Source organism: candidate division WOR-3 bacterium, from assembly GCA_039801725.1.
GTDB lineage: Bacteria > Hydrothermota > Tepidihabitantia > Tepidihabitantales > DTDR01 > DTDR01.
Genome location: JBDRVE010000029.1, coordinates 1 through 17,976 on the forward strand (window position 1 = coordinate 1; position 17,976 = coordinate 17,976).

18 protein-coding genes are annotated in these 17,976 nt (G+C 32.2%); 15 read left to right on the forward strand and 3 right to left on the reverse strand.

The window, feature by feature from the left end:
• From ABIK75_06345 to ABIK75_06395, 11 genes are all read left to right on the forward strand, one after another.
• Positions 1 to 308: hypothetical protein (locus ABIK75_06345; GenBank protein MEO0090701.1), on the forward strand; the 308-nt coding region annotated here is incomplete at its 5' end.
• A 6-nt stretch (positions 309 to 314) separates the two neighbouring features.
• Complete coding sequence (cysS, locus tag ABIK75_06350; GenBank protein ID MEO0090702.1) at positions 315 to 1,832, forward strand: cysteine--tRNA ligase; 1,518 nt, start codon at positions 315 to 317, stop codon at positions 1,830 to 1,832.
• A complete protein-coding gene (gene deoC, locus ABIK75_06355) occupies positions 1,819 to 2,499 on the forward strand; it encodes a deoxyribose-phosphate aldolase (GenBank protein ID MEO0090703.1) in 681 nt (226 codons plus the stop codon). Before cysS ends, deoC begins: the two co-directional genes overlap by 14 nt.
• Complete coding sequence (locus ABIK75_06360) at positions 2,496 to 3,611, forward strand: alcohol dehydrogenase catalytic domain-containing protein (protein ID MEO0090704.1); 1,116 nt, start codon at positions 2,496 to 2,498, stop codon at positions 3,609 to 3,611. The genes deoC and ABIK75_06360 overlap by 4 nt, the downstream gene beginning before the upstream one ends.
• On the forward strand, positions 3,608 to 4,048 hold the full coding sequence (locus ABIK75_06365) for a dTDP-4-dehydrorhamnose 3,5-epimerase family protein (protein MEO0090705.1): 441 nt from the start codon (positions 3,608 to 3,610) through the stop codon (positions 4,046 to 4,048). The genes ABIK75_06360 and ABIK75_06365 overlap by 4 nt, the downstream gene beginning before the upstream one ends.
• Complete coding sequence (locus ABIK75_06370; protein MEO0090706.1) at positions 4,042 to 5,055, forward strand: dTDP-glucose 4,6-dehydratase; 1,014 nt, start codon at positions 4,042 to 4,044, stop codon at positions 5,053 to 5,055. The genes ABIK75_06365 and ABIK75_06370 overlap by 7 nt, the downstream gene beginning before the upstream one ends.
• Entirely contained in the window at positions 5,052 to 6,737 is a 1,686-nt protein-coding gene (locus tag ABIK75_06375; GenBank protein ID MEO0090707.1) for an NAD+ synthase, read from the forward strand. Before ABIK75_06370 ends, ABIK75_06375 begins: the two co-directional genes overlap by 4 nt.
• The gene (locus ABIK75_06380; GenBank protein MEO0090708.1) at positions 6,734 to 7,969 is read left to right on the forward strand and encodes a bifunctional 3,4-dihydroxy-2-butanone-4-phosphate synthase/GTP cyclohydrolase II; all 1,236 of its coding nucleotides are present in this window, start codon (positions 6,734 to 6,736) and stop codon (positions 7,967 to 7,969) included. The genes ABIK75_06375 and ABIK75_06380 overlap by 4 nt, the downstream gene beginning before the upstream one ends.
• Positions 7,959 to 8,420, forward strand: a complete 462-nt coding sequence (ribH, locus tag ABIK75_06385) for a 6,7-dimethyl-8-ribityllumazine synthase (GenBank protein MEO0090709.1) — start codon at positions 7,959 to 7,961, stop codon at positions 8,418 to 8,420. Before ABIK75_06380 ends, ribH begins: the two co-directional genes overlap by 11 nt.
• Positions 8,417 to 8,836 carry a transcription antitermination factor NusB gene (gene nusB / locus ABIK75_06390; GenBank protein ID MEO0090710.1) on the forward strand — a complete coding sequence of 140 codons (420 nt, stop codon included), beginning with the start codon at positions 8,417 to 8,419 and terminating at the stop codon, positions 8,834 to 8,836. The genes ribH and nusB overlap by 4 nt, the downstream gene beginning before the upstream one ends.
• Positions 8,833 to 9,561 carry a metallophosphoesterase family protein gene (locus ABIK75_06395; protein MEO0090711.1) on the forward strand — a complete coding sequence of 243 codons (729 nt, stop codon included), beginning with the start codon at positions 8,833 to 8,835 and terminating at the stop codon, positions 9,559 to 9,561. The genes nusB and ABIK75_06395 overlap by 4 nt, the downstream gene beginning before the upstream one ends.
• Here the strand turns inward: ABIK75_06395 and ABIK75_06400 are convergent.
• A complete protein-coding gene (locus ABIK75_06400) occupies positions 9,544 to 12,198 on the reverse strand; it encodes a S8 family serine peptidase (protein MEO0090712.1) in 2,655 nt (884 codons plus the stop codon). The two genes, ABIK75_06395 and ABIK75_06400, sit on opposite strands and share 18 nt — an antisense overlap.
• A 93-nt stretch (positions 12,199 to 12,291) precedes the next feature.
• On the opposite strand from ABIK75_06400, the gene ABIK75_06405 reads away from it, so the two are divergent.
• Genes ABIK75_06405 through ABIK75_06420 form a run of 4 tightly spaced genes read left to right on the forward strand, consistent with a single transcriptional unit; the run spans position 12,292 to position 16,490 of the window.
• Positions 12,292 to 13,062 (forward strand): DUF2520 domain-containing protein, encoded by a 771-nt coding sequence (locus ABIK75_06405; protein ID MEO0090713.1) that lies wholly within the window; start codon positions 12,292 to 12,294, stop codon positions 13,060 to 13,062.
• A complete protein-coding gene (locus tag ABIK75_06410; GenBank protein ID MEO0090714.1) occupies positions 13,059 to 13,991 on the forward strand; it encodes a hypothetical protein in 933 nt (310 codons plus the stop codon). The genes ABIK75_06405 and ABIK75_06410 overlap by 4 nt, the downstream gene beginning before the upstream one ends.
• Entirely contained in the window at positions 13,975 to 15,867 is a 1,893-nt protein-coding gene (locus tag ABIK75_06415; protein ID MEO0090715.1) for a hypothetical protein, read from the forward strand. Before ABIK75_06410 ends, ABIK75_06415 begins: the two co-directional genes overlap by 17 nt.
• Complete coding sequence (locus ABIK75_06420) at positions 15,864 to 16,490, forward strand: small multi-drug export protein (protein MEO0090716.1); 627 nt, start codon at positions 15,864 to 15,866, stop codon at positions 16,488 to 16,490. The genes ABIK75_06415 and ABIK75_06420 overlap by 4 nt, the downstream gene beginning before the upstream one ends.
• Before the next feature lie 9 nt (positions 16,491 to 16,499).
• Here ABIK75_06420 and htpX read toward each other — a convergent pair whose 3' ends face one another.
• The gene (htpX, locus tag ABIK75_06425; GenBank protein MEO0090717.1) at positions 16,500 to 17,411 is read right to left on the reverse strand and encodes a zinc metalloprotease HtpX; all 912 of its coding nucleotides are present in this window, start codon (positions 17,409 to 17,411) and stop codon (positions 16,500 to 16,502) included.
• Between the two features lie 106 nt (positions 17,412 to 17,517).
• The gene (locus ABIK75_06430) at positions 17,518 to 17,817 is read right to left on the reverse strand and encodes a T9SS type A sorting domain-containing protein (protein MEO0090718.1); all 300 of its coding nucleotides are present in this window, start codon (positions 17,815 to 17,817) and stop codon (positions 17,518 to 17,520) included.
• Between the last annotated feature and the right edge of the window lie 159 nt (positions 17,818 to 17,976).

The following is a 17,976-nucleotide window of genomic DNA, read 5'->3' on the forward strand; positions in this document are numbered from 1 at the left end:
TAAGAGAGTTATATCTTTATTTAAAAAATAAAAATTTTAATGAAAGAAGAATAGATTATTATAATTTTCTATTTAATTTTATTATTAATATTTATTATTTATTTAATAAGATATTAGGTAGCACGCACAAGACCGCGCACAAAAGAATGACCAAAGAGAACCCATTCGTTGAAAAAGAGAAAAAATTTGCCTTGCGGATAAAGAATGAGACCGAAGAGTTATGGCAAAAACGTCGGGAATTCTACCAAAAACTTAAAGAAGCCGGCTGGAATCCAACCGAAGAGATAGCCAAACATTACCAAATATGAAATTTTTTGACATTAATTTATTTTCTTTTAAAATTAAATATTATGTATCTTTTTAATACTTTAACCCGAGAAAAGGAAAGGTTTAAACCCTTAATAGAAAATCAGGTAAGAATTTATACCTGCGGAATGACTGTCCAGGATTCGCCCCATTTAGGACATTTAAGGACTTTTGTTTTTGCTGATGTTTTGAGAAGGTTTTTGGAGTTTTTAGGTTATCAAGTTATTTATATTCAGAATTTTACCGATATTGATGATAAGATTATCCAAAAGGCAAAGGAAGAGAAAGTTGATTGGCGGGATATTGGTCAGCGGTATATTGACGAATATTTCTCTGTTAGTGATTTAATGAACCTAAAAAGGGCTAATAGTTATCCGAAGGCAAGCCAATTTATCTTAGAAATGATTGAACTTATCCAAAAATTACTCAGAAAAGGTTATGCCTACAAAACAAGATCGGGCGTTTACTTTGAAGTTGAAAAGTTTCCAGGTTATGGCAAACTATCCAAGAAAAAGATTGACGAACTGATATCGGGTGTTCGGATAGAAATTGACGAAGAGAAGAAAAACCCATTAGATTTTGCCTTATGGAAGAGTTATAAAGAAGGTGAACCTTATTGGTATGCGCCCTTTGGTCGTGGTCGACCAGGTTGGCATATTGAATGTTCGGCAATGGCAATGCATTATCTTGGTGAGACCTTTGATATTCATATTGGTGGTGAAGACTTAATATTTCCCCATCACGAAAACGAGATTGCCCAATCAGAAGCCGCAACCGGTAAGCCCTTTGTGAAATACTTTCTCCATAATGGACTTTTACTATTAAAGGGTGAGAAAATGGCAAAATCAACAAAAAACTACTTCTTAGCAAAAGAAGCCTTAAAGAGTTATCCTCCGGATGTTATTCGACTATTCTTACTCAAAGCCCATTACCGTTCACCTTACGAATTTAGTATTGAAAGATTAGAAGAAGCCAAAAGTCAATGGCAGAGAATAAAAGAGTTCTTTATCTTTGCCCAAAGAGAAAAATATGAATCAAAATTTATTGTTCCCGAAAAGATTGTAAATATCTTACTTGATGACTTAAATACTCCAATGGTGATTGGTGAAATCTTCAAAATGATTGAAGAGTTTTTTAAGACCAAAGACCATTCTTTATATTCTCCAATCTACTCTTCTTTAAAACTTTTAGGTTTTAAATTAGAAGAGAAAGAGACCCTTTATCTTAAAGAGAAAGACAATATTGAAAAATTAGTCAAAGCAAGAACCATTGCCCGAGAAAACAAAGATTATAATATCAGCGACAAGATAAGAAATGCTTTAAATTATTTGGGATATGAACTACGGGATACTAATAGCGAAACCATTTATTTTCAAAAGGAAGAAAAACCCGTTAAGAAAGAAGAATTTCAAAAGATCCTAAATGATTTAAAAAGAGAGATTGAAGAGAAGTTAAAAAAAGAAGAACTTTTATATCTCAAAGAGATTTTCCAATTGATAAAGGAGTATGAATATGGAAGAGATTAAAAATTTCAACAAATATATTGACCACACAATTTTAAGACCGGAAGCCACCAAACAAGAGATAATTCAAGTTTGCCAAGAAGCGATAAAATACAATTTTGCTACCTGTTTTTTGCCACCCTGCTATCTTAAACTTGCCAAAGAGATACTAAAAGATAGCCAAGTGAAATTGGGCGCACCGATCTCCTTTCCTTTTGGTTATCAAGATACCGAAATAAAAGTATTAGAAACAAAAAAGGCGATTGAAGAAGGAGCCGAAGAGATTGATATGGTTATCAATATCTCCTATTTAAAATCAAAAGAATATGACAAACTGTTAGAAGATATCAGCCGAGTGGTAGAAGCTGCCAAGCCCTATGGTGTCAAAGTGATTGTTGAGACCTGCTATCTTACGAGAGAAGAAAAGATAAAGATTTTAGAGATTGCCATTAAAGCTGGTTGTGAATATATAAAGACTTCCACCGGTTTTGGTCCCAAAGGAGCGGAACTGGAAGATATTAGACTTTTCAAAGAACTGGCAAAAGATAAGATAAAGATCAAGGCATCAGGTGGTATAAGAACCTATTTACAGGCAAAAAATTTAATTATTGCTGGTGCCTCAAGAATTGGTACCAGTGCTGGTGTGAAAATAATGAATGAATATCTAAATTTAATTGGGAGGGAAAAATGAAAATGAAAGCCGTAAGAAAAGTAAAACCCCAATTTGGTGCCGAACTTTGTGAAATTGATATCCCCAAAATTCCGGATGATTGGGTATTGGTAAAAGTAAAGGCAACCTCCATTTGTGGTACTGATGTCCATATTTACAAATGGGATGAATGGTCACAAAAAAGGATTGGCGAAAAAAGGTTACCCCAAACATTAGGTCACGAAGTTGCTGGTGAAGTGGTTGAAGTTGGCAAAAATGTCAAAAGAATAAAAGTTGGTGATTATGTCTCTGCTGAAACCCATATCTATGATCCTGGTGATTTAACTTCCCTATTAGGGATCTTCCATGTTGGCGAACATATGAAAATTTTAGGTGTTGATTGTGATGGTGCTTTTGCTGAATATTTTGCCATTCCCGAAATTGTCTGCTGGAAAAATGACAAAGAGATTCCACCGGAATTTGCCACTGTCCAAGAGCCATTAGGTAATGCTACCTATGCGGTATTAGGCGAAGATGGTGATGTTTGTGGAAAGACAATGCTAATTACTGGTGATGGACCGATATCTCTCTTTGCGATTGGTGTTGCCAAGGTTGCTGGTGTTGCCAAAATTATCCATTTTGGTAAATACGACTTCAATATGGAGATTGGCAAAAAGATGGGCGCCGATTATCAAGTATGGACAAACAAGACTACCCGAGAAGAGAGATTAAAGATTGTAAAAGAACTTACTGATGGCAATGGTGTTGATATTGCTTTAGAGATGACTGGTAGCGAAGATTCCATTTTAGATTGCTTTCAAATGGTAAGGAGAGGCGGAAGAGTGACTGCCTTTGGAATCGCTTCGGTTTCTCCCCTACCTTTTGGTTTTGATTACAACAATGGCATTGTCTTCAAAGGCTGCCAGATTCACGGCATAAACGGCAGAAAAATCTTTGATACCTGGTATCGGGTAAGAAACCTTTTAAGTAGTAAAAAATTGGATATCAGCCCAGTAATTACCCACTTATTCACTTTAGAAGAATTTGAAAAAGGGTTTAATGCGATGTTAGAAAGACCAAGAAGAAGTGCCAAAGTAGTTCTATTTCCCGACAAAGAAGAGTTAAAAAAAGCAAAAGAAAGACTAAAACTATGATTGAAGGCGTAGAAATAAAAAAATTGAGACTAATTCCCGATGAACGGGGCTTTGTATTAGAAATCCTACGTTCAGATGATAATCTATTTATGAAATTTGGTCAGGTTTATATCTCCGTTGCCTATCCTGGTATTGTGAAAGCCTGGCATTATCATAAAATCCAGACCGATTTTTTTACAATTATCAAAGGAATGGCAAAAGTTGTTTTATATGACAATCGGGAAAATTCCAAAACCTACAAAGAGATAAACGAATTCTTTATTGGCGAACTAAATCCGTTACTTATCAAAATTCCGCCCCTCGTCTTACACGGATTTAAACCACTGGGAAATGAACCTGCCTATCTCTTAAACATACCAACCGAAGTTTATAACTACGAAAATCCTGATGAGTATCGGATAGATTATAAATCAAAGGAGATACCCTACGAATGGTAAAGATTTTACTTACTGGTGGTGCTGGATTTATTGGTAGCCATTTAGCAGAAGAACTGGTAAAAAGAGACTACTATGTTTATGTATTAGATAAACTCACTTATGCGGGAAATTTAGAGAATATCAAAGAATTACTAAAAAATAAGAATTTTTGCTTTATTCGTGGCGATATCAACAACAAAAAATTGGTAAAACAACTATTTAAAAAAGTCGACAAAATAATCCATTTGGCAGCCGAAACCCATATTGACCGCTCCCTTTTAGATCCCGATATCTTCGTCAAGACCGATTTTTTTGGCACCTATAATTTATTAGAAACCTTAAAAAAATATCCCTGCGAAAGATTTATTCACATTTCGACCAGCGAAGTTTATGGTACGGCTTTAAAAGTACCCATTGATGAAAACCATCCATTAAATCCCCAAAGTCCTTATGCGGCAACCAAAGTGGGTGCTGATAGACTATGTTATGCCTACTATCTCACTTATCACCTACCAATAATTATCTTACGACCTTTTAATATCTATGGCGAAAAACAATATCCCGAAAAACTTATCCCCTTTTTCATTACCCAAGCATTAGAAAATAAACCACTATTTATTTATGGTGATGGTGAAAATACCCGAGACTACCTTTATGTAAAAGACTTGTGCGAAGTGATTATAAAATTTTTAGAAGCGCCGATCGAGAAATATCTTGGTGAAGTTTTCAATATCGGCAGTGGTTTCGAATACAGCGTGAATGAAATTTCCCTTCGGATTTTAGAATATTTCAAAAAACCAAAAAGTTTGTTAAAATATATATCAGATAGAAAAGGGCATGTGAAGAGATTAATCTGTGATTACACGAAATTACAAAAAGAGTTTAACTGGCAACCAAAGACTACCTTTGAAGAAGGGTTAGAAAAGACAATGAAATGGTATTTAGAAAACGAGCGATGGTGGAAGAAAATAAAGAAAAGCAAACTCTTCCAAAGATTTTATTATCTAAATTATCTAAAAAGGAAATGAAAATTACTTTAGCCCAATTGAATCCAACCATCGGAGATTTTAAAGGCAATTTAGCAAAAATAAAAAAATCCCTTTTAGCAGCAAAAAAGGCAAATAGCGATTTAATTATCTTTCCCGAACTTTTTGTTACGGGCTATCCTGCCCGAGACCTTTTAGAAAAAGAAGAATTTATTGAAGCAGCAAAAGCAACTACTTTAAAAGTAGCGCAGCTTTCACAAGAATATCCAAAGATTGGTATTATCTTAGGCAACATTACAGAAAATCCAAAAAAATTAGGTGCTCGGCTTTATAATTCAGCAATCTTTATTTTCCAAGGTAAGATTATTTTTATTCAACATAAATCATGCTTACCAAAAACTGATGTTTTTGATGAACCAAGATATTTTGAGCCATCTCCTGATGTTAAAGTTTTTCCTTTTAAAGGAGAGAGATTGGGAATTTCAATCTGTGCCGATGTTTGGGCAGGAACACCATGGGCAAAAAGGGAATACGAAGTTTTTCCAATAAAAGAACTGGCTAAAAAAAGAGCCACAATTTTTATCAATCTTTCTGCTTCTCCTTTTTATGTTGGGAAAGAAAAAATTAGATACCAAGTTTTAAGATATCAGGCAAAAAAATATAAAACTCCTATCGTCTATGTAAATCAAGTTGGCGGAAATGATGAACTCATTTTTGATGGAAGGAGTATGGTTTTAAACGAAAAGGGAGAATTGGTAGATATTTTACCAGCCTTTAAAGAAAGTATTAAAACGGTTGATACTTCAAAATTCAATCGAACCATTTCTTTTACTTCCCAAGAAGAAATTGCTGACATCCATGATGCTTTGATTTTGGGATTGAGAGATTATATGAGAAAATGTGGCTTTAAAAAGGCAATAATCGGACTTTCCGGCGGAATTGATTCGAGTGTCACTTGCAGTTTAGCCGTCAAAGCCTTAGGTAAAGAAAATGTTTTAGGTGTGAGTATGCCTTCTCCTTTTTCTTCCAAAAGTAGTGTTAGCGATGCCAAAAAATTAGCCAAAAATTTAGGAATAAAATTGATAAAAATTCCAATTAATGATATATACCAATCTTATTTAAATTCTCTTAAAAAATATTTGGGTAAAAAGAAAAAGGTAACAGTGGTTGAAGAGAATATCCAAGCAAGAATCAGAGGAAATATATTAATGGCTCTTTCTAATAAAATAAAAGATAGCATTGTTATTTCAACTGGAGATAAAAGTGAATTAGCGGTTGGTTATTGTACTCTTTATGGAGATATGAGTGGAGGAATTAGTTTAATTTCTGATGTGCCAAAAAATAAAGTCTATAAATTGGCTGAATATATCAACCGAAAAAAAGAAATAATTCCCGAAGAGATTTTAAAAAAACCACCTTCACCAGAATTGAGACCAAATCAACTAACAGAAAAAGATCTTATCCCCTACAAAATTTTAGACCCAATAATGGAATACTATATTGAAGAAAAACTCTCAATCAGAGAGATTATCAAAAAGGGATTTCGCCCAAAAGATGTGAAATGGGTAATTAAAAAAATTGATAGAAATGAATTTAAAAGAAGGCAGGCTGCTCCTGGATTCAAAGTTACCAGCAAAGCCTTTGGTATCGGCAGAAGGATGCCAATAGCGGCCAAATATGATTTTAATATTAAAGATTTTTCAAAGATTTTAAAAAGAAAATGAAAGAAAGATTTGCCCAAATTGAAGAAGCGATAAAAGATATCAAAAAAGGAAAAATGGTAATTGTTGTTGATGACGAAGCAAGAGAAAACGAAGGCGATTTTATCTGCGCTGCCGAAAAGATAACTCCCGCAAAAATAAACTTTATGGCAAAATATGGTCGGGGATTAATCTGTGTTGCCTTAGAAGAAGAGAGAATAAAAGAGTTAGATTTACCATTAATAATTGATAGCAAAAATCCGGCTAAATATGGTACACCAATGGCGGTTCCGGTAGATGTAAAAATTGGCACAACTACTGGTTCTTCGGCTTATGACCGAGCAAAAACAATCAAAGCATTAATTGATCCGAAATCAAAACCCGAAGATTTTGCCCGTCCTGGACATGTCTTTCCCTTAAAAGCAGTAAAGGGTGGAGTTTTGAGAAGAGCAGGACATACCGAAGCAAGTGTTGATTTGGCTCGTTTGGCTGGTCTCTATCCGGCTGGTGTTCTCTGCGAAATAATGGCAGAAAATGGCAAAATGGCAAAATTAAAAGACCTATTCAAGTTGGCAAAAAGATTTAATATTAAAATAATCACTATCAAAGATTTGATTGCCTACCGGAAGAAAAATGAAAAACTGGTTGAAAGAAAAGTAACAACCACCTTACCAACTCCTTATGGTGATTTTACTCTTTATCTCTATGAAGATTTATTAGAACACCAATTACACATCGCATTGGTTAAAGGCGATGTGGCAGGAAAAGAAAATGTTTTAGTAAGAGTCCATTCTCAATGTCTAACGGGTGATGTCTTTCATTCTTTAAGATGTGATTGCGGTGAACAACTCCACACCGCCTTAAAGATGATAAGCAAAGAAAAACAAGGAGTACTCCTATATATGCGTCAAGAAGGAAGGGGTTTAGGACTCTTTTTAAAACTGAAATCTTATGAATTACAGGATTTAGGTTTAGATACGGTTGAATCAGCAAAGGCATTAGGCAAAGAACCCGATTTAAGAGATTACGGAATTGGTGCCCAAATTCTTGCTGATTTAGGAGTTACCACAATTAGATTACTTACCAATAATCCAAGAAAGATTATTGGCTTAGAAGGTTTTGGCTTAAAAGTGGTTGAAAGGGTACCTTTAATTATTAAACCAAATAAAAGGAATATAAAATATTTAGAAACAAAAAGGGATAAACTTGGTCATTTATTAGGAGACCTAAAAAGTGAGGTGCAAGATGGAAATTAAAGAATTTAAAGGTTATTTAGATGCCAAAAACAAAAAATTTGCTATTGTTATTTCCCGTTTTAATGAACTTATCACCCAAAATCTTTTAAAAGGTGCTTTAGATTGTTTAGAAAGACACAATGCCCAATCTTGCGATATCTATTGGACCTTTGGTACTTTTGAGATTCCTGGTGTTGCCAAAAGATTAGCCGAAAAGAAAACCTACGATGCAATTATCTGTTTAGGAGCAATAATCCGTGGTGATACACCCCATGCCGAATATATTGCTAACGAAGTAGCCAAAGGAATTGCCAAAATTTACTTAGATACTGGTATTCCCACCATTTTCGGAATTATTACTGCTGATAGTTTAGAACAGGCGATTGAACGGGCAGGCACTAAACAGGGCAACAAAGGTTTCATAGCGGCACTAGCAGCAATTGAAATGGCAAATCTAAAAGAAAAGATTTGAAAGAACCATTAAGAAGAAAGGCAAGAAAGGCAGCCTTAACTATTCTTTATATCCACGACCTTATGGGTTTTCCTCTTGATGAAGTAGTAAAACAGGTTTTAGAGAAAATCAAACTGAATGAAAAAAATTTAGAATACTTAGATAAACTTATATCCCAAATAAAAGAACACAAAAAAAAGATTGATAGGACAATAAAAAAATATTTAATCAACTGGGATTTTCAACGTCTTTCTTATATTGACCGAGCAATATTAAGGATTGCTACCTGCGAACTTCTTTATTTTGAAGATATTCCGCCAAAAGTAAGTATTGATGAAGCGATTGAGTTAGCCAAAGAATTTTCTGATGATGATGCGCGGAGATTTATCAACGGAGTTCTTGACGCCATTTATAAAAATTTAGATATTAAAAAATGAAATTTGGTATTATTTCCGATATTCACGGTAATTTAGAAGCCTTACAAGTTGTTTTACAAGAAATAAAAAAAGAAGACTGTAATGAAATAATCTTTTTAGGCGATATTGTTGGCTATGGTGCTAACCCCAATGAATGTATTGAATTATTAAGACAAGAAAGAGTAGTGGGCGTTGCTGGTAACCACGATTATGCGGTTTTAAATAAAACTTCTATTAAAAATTTCAATCCCTATGCCCAAGCGGCTATTTTGTGGACACAAAAAATATTGACTAAAGAATCTTTATGGTATCTTGATGCCTTTTTATTAGTAAACAAATCTTATCCTTTTCATATTGTCCATTCTTCGCCTGATGACCCTGGTGATTGGTATTATCTTTTCACCATTGAAGATATTATTCCCCAATTCAATTTTTTTAGTTATCCCGTCTGCTTAGTTGGTCACACCCATATTCCTTTTGTGGTAGCCAAAAGAAACGATGGAAAAATTGAAATAATCAAAGAGAATAAATTTGAATTAAATTCCGATTGGCAATATATTATCAATGTTGGAAGTGTTGGGCAACCTCGTGATCAAAATCCCCAAGCCAGTTTTGCTATTTACGATACCAAAACAAATATCTTCGAAATAAGAAGGATTGATTACGATATCAAAACAGCCGCTGATAAAATAATTAAGGCCAATCTTCCGCCGATACTGGCAGAAAGATTATTTTATGGCCAATAACCTCAAATTTTGAACTTTGCCTTGTTCTTTTAAAATTAGATAATAAATCCCTGGTGAGAGATTACCAATATCAAAATTTTTCTTATTTTTTATTTCGCCCTGATAAATTCTTTTAATTATTTTACCATCAATTGTTGCCAAATATATTTCACCGTTAAAAGAAGTCTTTACCGCAAGAGTAAAACGATTCTTTATCGGATTAGGATAGATTTCAAAATCCTTTTTTAAACTAAAAGTAATTACCTCTTCTTTTTCTTCAATTCCGTAAGGTAAAGTTTCACCAAAGAAAAGTAGAATTCTTCTTAACAAGGCTGGTCTTTGGATATATCTGGTAGCCACATAGTCTACTGCTTCAAAAGGAAAAGCAAAATATACTAACCGGTAATTTCCTTCGTATCTTATTCCGGCATAAGAATTTGGCTGGTCTTTATAAAAATGGGTAGCGACACTGCCGTTGATTGGTTCAATTACATCATTAGAACGAGCATTATTCGCACCACCGCCACCGGCCGCAACAACCGTATCACCGCCACCAATTGGATCATTAGAAATTCCAACTATCCAATAAGTGTTGGCATTAGGAGCAACATAACGGGCTTTTAAATAATTTTCATAAAATGGTGTGGAACCAATATTTTGACCAATATTCTGACCAGAAATAAAGAGATTACCACCGTTATCTAAATAATTTGCCAAAAGATTTCTTTCACTTTCGGTTAATGAATTAATACTATCTAAACCGGTAAACCAAATTACCACCGGATAACGATTTAAAGTATCCTGAGGCGGTAAACCTAAGGTATCTATTGACCAATAACGACGTAAGGCACCGATCGAATCAATCGCTCCTAAATAAAATCTTTGATAATCCTTTCTGTCATCATCGTCAACAACAATTATTCTTGGGAAACCACAGGTAATTTTTATTTTCCAAGGTGTTTCAATATAAGGCATTGGGTTGGCAGTTATCTTTACTTCAAATTCTACAACTTGCGAAGGAGCATTTTCTCTCATTCTAAAAACAAAAGAGTCACTACTTAACCAAACACTATCGCCAGCAAGAATTTGGGAAATTGTGGCAATCGGTTTAGTAATCTCAATATAAGGATTTCTTGTTGATAAAGAACAGCGAACATTAGAAGCATTCTGCCAGAATGGAGAATTTCTAACTTGAATAATTAAACCAACCGGCTCGCCTCTTTCGGGAACCCCGTTATTATTTCCAGCAGCATCATTAATTCTAAATCTTCTTAAAACCAAGTCAGAACGATTCCTCATAGAAAGTGCCTTGCCAGCATTAATCCGACCAAAACCTAATAGCCGATAACGATAAAGAGTATCAATCATTGTATCACAAGAATAGAAAATCATTGTTGTACATTCAGCATTAGTAATTTGGGGAAAGGCAGCTTTTAGAAGTGCTGCTAAACCAGCAACACAAGGAGAAGCAGCAGAAGTGCCGTCAAACCCTACATAACTATTATTAAGGTTTGTTGTGTGAACATTTGTTCCCGGAGCAGAAACATCAACCCACCAGGCATAATTTGACTCTTGTCCACCGCCCCAAACTGAATGATAATCGTTTGGATCAGAAGCCGCGGTCGCAATAACTCGCGGATAGCAAGCCGGATATCTCGGAGCACCGCCAGAATAAGTATTTCCAGCGGAAGCACTTAAAACACAACCCATATCCCAAGCGTATTGAATGGCATCATTCAATGGCGGATAATAATTAGGACCTCCCCAACTCATACTTATTGCCCAAGCACCATTCTGGGCAGCATATTGAATTGCCGAAATTGCGTGGTAAATATTAATACCGCCACCAGTACCACATCTTAAAGCCATTAACCGACATTTAAACCCAAAAGAAGCAACACCAATTTCATTATTAGTAATCGCTGATGCCGCTCCAGCACAAAGGGTTCCATGTTCATCATTATAAGGAACAGGATTTGGGTCAGGAGTACTCGAAACAAAATTATAACCAATAACATCATCAACAAATCCATTTCCATCATTATCAACACCATCTAAATCGCCACCCGGAATAGGATAAGGATCAAATCGACCATTATGGTTCCAATCTTCTGGGTGATTAATCCACATATTATCAATTAAATCTTCATGATTATAATCAATCCCATCATCCACAATAGCAATCACCACATTAGTATCTCCTTGCGAAATAGCCCAAGCCCTTGGACAATCGGTCTTCTTTAAATGCCATTGATAGATATACCTTGGGTCATTAGGAACAAAAGTATCAATCTTATCCATCGGCACAATTAAATTAGGCAAAACATACTCAAAAATTCCCAATTTTTCATACTCTCTTATTACTTTAGAAACCGCTTCCTCTTTTCTGTAATGAAAAAGATAAAGCAAATCAAAACCATATTTTAGGAAAAGTTCGTCTCGCCTTCCTTTTATCCCTTCAATCTTATCCACTAAGAAATATTTATTCAATTTATCACAATTTTTTATTCCGGTATAAAAGATACCATCTTGAGAATGGATGTTAATAAAAGGGTGAAATTCTTTTTTAAATTTAACTACTACTTGATTAGGAATTGTTTCATCAGCCAATAAAAAAGATATTAAAAATAATGTTGTTAGAATCATTATCTTCTTCATCTTCTCCTCCATTTTGTTTTTTTTAAATTATAATAAAATCTCAAAAATCTTCAACAAGTTTGACTATTAGATTTTTTTATATATAATTTTTAATTGAAAAACATTAAAAATTTAAAAATTGGTTTTATTGGTTATGGTCGTGTAGCAAAAGTTTTTGTCTTTTTTTTAAAAAGAAAAGGTTTTAAAATCAAAGCAATTAGCGATAGAAAAATGAAAGATTTTGATAATATAAAAGTTGCTAAGAGTTGTGATTTAATCTTCGTTGCCACTCCTGATAAAGAAATTAAAAAAGTTTATTTAGAAATAGAAAAATATTTGAAACCTAACACCTATTTAGGTCATTTTTCTGGTTCCTTACCTGCTGACCTATTAAATTGGCAAAAGAAAAAGAAACCCATCCATCTTTTTTCTCTTCACCCAATTTTAACTTTTGGTAATTTTAAAAAGGCAATAAAATATCTACCAAAAACTTATTTTGCTATTGAAGGAACCGAAAAAGGAAAAATTATTGCTAAAAAAATTGTAAAAGAAATTTCTGGTAAATATTTCTGTTTAAACAAAAAAGATAAACCATTATACCATTTGATGTGCACAACCACCAATTTTCTTTTCCCAATTTTTTATTTTGCTTTCAAAATCGCTAAAAAGTTAAAAATTCCTAAGAAAGCCCTTTATCCTTTGGTAGCAACCACCATTGAAAATATCTTTGAGAAAGAGATAAAAAAAGTGATTACCGGACCCGCTGCCAGAAAAGAAAAGAATGTAATCAATCTTCATAAAAAGATATTAAGAAAATATTTTTCCGATTATTTAAAAATGTACGAAAGTTTAACAAAAGCAATAATAAAAATAATAGAAAAATGATAAAAAGAATTTTTTTACCTTTGCTCTCTGCTATCTTAATAATCACCTGTGCCCGAAAATTACCACCACCTAATCCTGATATTTTTCCACCAGAAATAGAAGATTATTCTGTTCCTAATAATTATACCATAAAAATTAAATTTAATGAAAATCTTTCTTCAAAAGTTGATTTAGAAAAATTTTCTATTCTTTCCCAAAAAGAAACTTTAAAAATAAAAAATATTCTTGTTGAAAAGGAGTTTTTAACAATTTTAACAGAACCGCAAAAACCAATAAATTATACTATTTTTGGTGAAATAGAAGATTTAAATAATAATCTTTCTCGTTGGAAAATAAAATTTAAAGGAAACCCCAATCCTGATACCATAAAACCTTTCATTAAAAATATTACTATTAATCAAGAGAAAATAGAAATAAATTTTTCTGAACCCATCTTTGATACCAACCTTTATTATCTCTTATCACCTTCTTTACCAATAGAAACAGTTTGGAGTCAAGATAGAAAAAGTTTAATATTTTTATTTAGAGAAAAACCAAAGGAATTTTGCTCTTTTCTTATTTTGCCAACTTTAAAAGATTTGGGCGGTAATTATTTAGTGAGTGGCGAAGCAGTTTTTCAAATTTTTGATACGACAATCAAATTTATCAATCTAACTGGAAAAATCTTCTTACAAGAAAGTTTGGTTAATAATTCACTTGTTATTTTTAAAAAAGAGGATTTTATTTCTTTTACTCTAACCAAAAAAGATATTTTTAAAACAAAAATAAAAGAAGGAAAATACCAAATTATTTCTTTATTAGACCAAGATTGGGATTTTCTACCCGAATTTTATAATATTGAAGAGAAAATAATTGAAAAAGACACAACGATTACTATTTTTTTATCGCCGATAAAAGAAAGGAAAAGGATTGATGAATATCTTAAATAAATTTTCTATCTTCCGAATAATTGTGACGATTTTGTTGCTCTTTATTATTTTAAATATAACTTTTAATTTTTTTATCTCTAAAAAGCCAAAAATTTTTGTTTTTTTAGATTCCTCTTTAAGTATGGAGGAAGAAAAAAAATTTCCGCAAGCGATTAATTTCTTGGAGATCCTAAAAAAAGAAGTTAAAGATTTCAAAATTTTTACTTTTGGTGAAACAATCAAAGAAGTCTCTTCGCTTGCCAATCTTTCCTGCCAAGAAAAAAGAACCGACTTTAATAAGGTCTTCGATATCTTTCCTTTAAAAAAACCGGATATAGTTTTAATTTTAAGTGATGGGCTTCATAATTCTGGCTCTTTTTCACTCACAGAAAAACTACCCTTTCCCATTCACACAATTGGTTTTGGCACGCCTGCCCTTTACGATTTTTCCATTTCCGATGTTAATTATCCTAATTTTACTTTTGTTAATGAAACTGTAAAGGTAATTTTCCGAATAAAAAGTAGTAATTTAAAAGGTTTATTACCAGTTTTTTTAATAAGTGACGAAAAGATAATCCAAAAAAAAGAATTAAATTTTCTAACCGAAAATGTGATTTTAGAAGATTCCTTTAAAATTATCTTTTCCGAAGAGGGTAAAAAGTTTTTAACTCTAAAGATTCCAGATATTAAAGAGGAAGTTGACCATTCTAATAACCAATATTTTTTAACAATTACTGTAAAAAAGAAATTGGCAAAAATTCTTTACCTTTCTAATCAACCAACCTTTAATTTAAAATTTATCAGGAAAAATTTAGAAACAAACCCTGATTACCAAGCCGATTTTGTTTATACCTTTGAAAAAAGAAATCTTAATTTAATAATGAAAGATTATGAAGTTATTATCTTTGATAATTTTGACTTTTCTGTTTTAAAAGATAAAGAAAAAGAGATGGTTAATAATTTAATAAAAAAGGCAAAAGGGATTCTTTTTTTAGTAGATAAAAATGTTAATTTTACTAATTTTTCTGAATATTTACCTATTTCGCCAGAGAAAATTCAACCAGAAAAAGAAGTTTATTTTCGTTTAACAGAAAAAGGAAAAGAAAATATTGTTTTGGAAAATATTTTAAATGAGATTAATAATCTACCACCCTTTTCTGGTTATTTAAAAGGAAAACCAAAAGAAAATACCGAAGTTTTATTAATAACCGAGAAAGATTCTTCTCCCCTCTTTTCTTATCATTTTTATCAAAATAAAATAATCGCCCTTTGTAGCGGCTTTCCTTTTTGGCGTTGGCTATTTGTTTCTGATGAACTTTTACAAACAAAATTAAGCAATTTCTTTCTCTCTCTTATCTCTTTTTTAAAAGAAGGAAAGTATTGGATTAATATCTCTTTAGAGAAAGAGGTCTTTAATTATCCCGAGGAGATAAAAATTAAAGTTATTGCTCTAAACGAAATTGGCAAACCAGCAAGAGATTTAAACATTGTTTTAGAAATTCCTAAATACGAAATAAGGCAAGTTTTTAATGAAGTTGCTGATGGTCTTTACCAAACAAATTTTTTACCTCCCGATACTGGTGAAATCCCTTTAAAAATTTCTGTTTTCAAAGAGAAAGAGAAGATAAAAGAAGAGAATATAAAATTAAAAATTCTACTGGAATTAGAAGAGAAGAAAACTCCTTATTTAGATACCCTCTTTTTAAAAAGTCTTGCCCAAAAAAGTAATGGCGATTTTTATCTTTATCCTAATGTACCAACAACTTTCACTTTCTTAGAAGAAAAGAAGAGAATAAATTTAAAAATCTATTTCCAAAATAATTTTTATATCTATTTAATATTAATCTCCCTTTATATTTTAGATATTTATTTAAGAAAAAGAAAAGGACTGCCATGAAAAAAATTCTTATAATTCTATTATTCTTTTTATTATTAAATCATCTTTTTGCTTCTTCTTGGAATGAAAAAGTTATTAATTATTTAGAAAGTAAAAATATTAAAAAGGAGTTAATTGTTCTAATCATTGCCACCTTACCAATTATTGAATTAAGGGGTGCTTTACCGATTGCCTTAAATTATTTTCATCTCCCTTTTCTAAAAAGTGTTTTTCTCTCAATTACTGGCAATCTCTTACCTATCTTACCAATTCTTTTTCTTTTAAAATTTATTATCAATCTTCTTAGTAAAATAAATTTATTCAGAAAATTCTTTAATTGGCTCTTTTTGAGAACCCAAAAAAGGAGTAAAATAATCGAGAGATATGAAATTTTGGGTCTAATTATCTTTGTTGGAATTCCATTGCCGACAACTGGTGCTTGGACTGGTGCCTTAGCTTCTTTTATTTTAGGTCTAAATCCTTTTTTATCTTTCCTTGCTATCTCTTTAGGTGTGTTAATTGCCTCTATTATCGTTTCAATTTTTTGCCTATTAGGAAAAATCGGCGCAATAATCGCCGGAATATTTTTATTCTTAATAATTACAATTCCCTTTTTAAAAAGTAAAAAATCTAATTTGAATTAATTATTAAAATTAAATCGTTAATTGTCTTAACCGGGCAATTCTTTTTTGAATTGGTGGATGGGTGGCAAAAAGTTCTTCAATATTTAATCTATCTTTTAAAAAGGGATTAGTGATAAATAAATGGGCAGTTGCTTCAGAAGCAGTTTTTAATTTTAAATTTGTTTTAGCAATTTTTTCTAAGGCACTGGCTAATGCTTCGGGATCTCTAATGATTTCCGCACCGGTGGCATCAGCAAGATATTCTCTTTCTCTGGATATCGCTGCTCTTATTAGAAATACTAATATCGGTGCAATTATTGCCAAAACTATGGCAATTATTAAGAAAATAAAATTACCTTCTCCCCTTCTTCTATCATCTCTTCTGCCGCCGCCGAAAAAGAAAAGGTAGCGGAAAAATAAATCTCTAAAAAGAACAATCAAACCGCCAACAATCGCAACAATGGTCATTAATAAAACATCGTAATTTCTAATATGTGCCATCTCGTGGGCAATAACTCCTTGTAATTCATTTCTATTCATCATATTTAAAAGTCCGGTTGTTACGGCAATTGCGGAATTATTTGGATTTCTACCAGTAGCAAAGGCATTGGGTGAAGGGTCTTCAATAATATAAACTTTTGGTTTAGGAACACCAGCAGCAATGGCAACCTCTTCCACAACATTATGTAATTGATAGTATTTATCAACCGATGCTGGTTTGGCACCACTTAAACTTAATGCCAATTTATCAGCATTATAATAAAGAATAAGATTATAAAAGATAATAAAAAAGGCAAAGAAAATATAACCGGAAGCACCCCAATTAAAAACTTGGATTAATACATAACCAATAACTGCTAAAAGAATAGTAATAACAAAAACAAAAAGATAGGTTTTTAATTTATTTTTTCTTATTAAATCATAAAAGGTTGTTGCTGACATTTTATATTATTATAAAAAAATTTATTAAGAAGTCAATTTGATTAATAAAATTAATAAAGGTATAAAGATAATGAACAATTGGTATTCTCTTTTAGTCCATTAACCTTTATTTAAAAATTATTAACTTTCTTTTTAGGTTGAAATCTTTACCTTTTAAAATAAGGAAATAAAGACCATTATTTAAATCTTTTGTTAGTAAGGTTATCTCATTCTTGTCTTTCTTTCCTTTATCAATCAATTTTACTTTTCTACCATTATTATCATAAAGGATTAAAGAAACCTCTTCTTCTTTCGGTAAGAAATATTTGATATTCAATTTATCCTTTATTATATTTGGTAAGATATTTAAAACCGGTGAGGTTATTTTATTTAAATTAGAGACTTGATAAGTGGATACAGGACCCATTTGCATTCCATCAATAATAATATGATCCCAACTTGAATCATATCCTGGTGTGTCTTCAGATTAAAAACTACGATTGACAACAAATATTCCCATACCACGAAAATCAATATTTTCGTAATAGGTATCAGGCGGTACAGGTGTTCTAATCCAAACGGAAAT

Bases quoted from the DNA above. Each gene is read 5' to 3' on its own strand.
- deoC (MEO0090703.1), top strand. From the start codon at position 1,819: ATGGAAGAGATTAAAAATTTCAACAAATATATTGACCACACAATTTTA.
- ABIK75_06360 (MEO0090704.1), top strand. From the start codon at position 2,496: ATGAAAATGAAAGCCGTAAGAAAAGTAAAACCCCAATTTGGTGCCGAA.
- ABIK75_06365 (MEO0090705.1), top strand. From the start codon at position 3,608: ATGATTGAAGGCGTAGAAATAAAAAAATTGAGACTAATTCCCGATGAA.
- ABIK75_06370 (MEO0090706.1), top strand. From the start codon at position 4,042: ATGGTAAAGATTTTACTTACTGGTGGTGCTGGATTTATTGGTAGCCAT.
- ABIK75_06375 (MEO0090707.1), top strand. From the start codon at position 5,052: ATGAAAATTACTTTAGCCCAATTGAATCCAACCATCGGAGATTTTAAA.
- ABIK75_06380 (MEO0090708.1), top strand. From the start codon at position 6,734: ATGAAAGAAAGATTTGCCCAAATTGAAGAAGCGATAAAAGATATCAAA.
- ribH (MEO0090709.1), top strand. From the start codon at position 7,959: ATGGAAATTAAAGAATTTAAAGGTTATTTAGATGCCAAAAACAAAAAA.
- ABIK75_06395 (MEO0090711.1), top strand. From the start codon at position 8,833: ATGAAATTTGGTATTATTTCCGATATTCACGGTAATTTAGAAGCCTTA.
- ABIK75_06400 (MEO0090712.1), bottom strand. From the start codon at position 12,198: ATGAAGAAGATAATGATTCTAACAACATTATTTTTAATATCTTTTTTA.
- ABIK75_06410 (MEO0090714.1), top strand. From the start codon at position 13,059: ATGATAAAAAGAATTTTTTTACCTTTGCTCTCTGCTATCTTAATAATC.
- ABIK75_06415 (MEO0090715.1), top strand. From the start codon at position 13,975: ATGAATATCTTAAATAAATTTTCTATCTTCCGAATAATTGTGACGATT.
- ABIK75_06420 (MEO0090716.1), top strand. From the start codon at position 15,864: ATGAAAAAAATTCTTATAATTCTATTATTCTTTTTATTATTAAATCAT.
- htpX (MEO0090717.1), bottom strand. From the start codon at position 17,411: ATGTCAGCAACAACCTTTTATGATTTAATAAGAAAAAATAAATTAAAA.
- ABIK75_06430 (MEO0090718.1), bottom strand. From the start codon at position 17,817: ATGGGTCCTGTATCCACTTATCAAGTCTCTAATTTAAATAAAATAACC.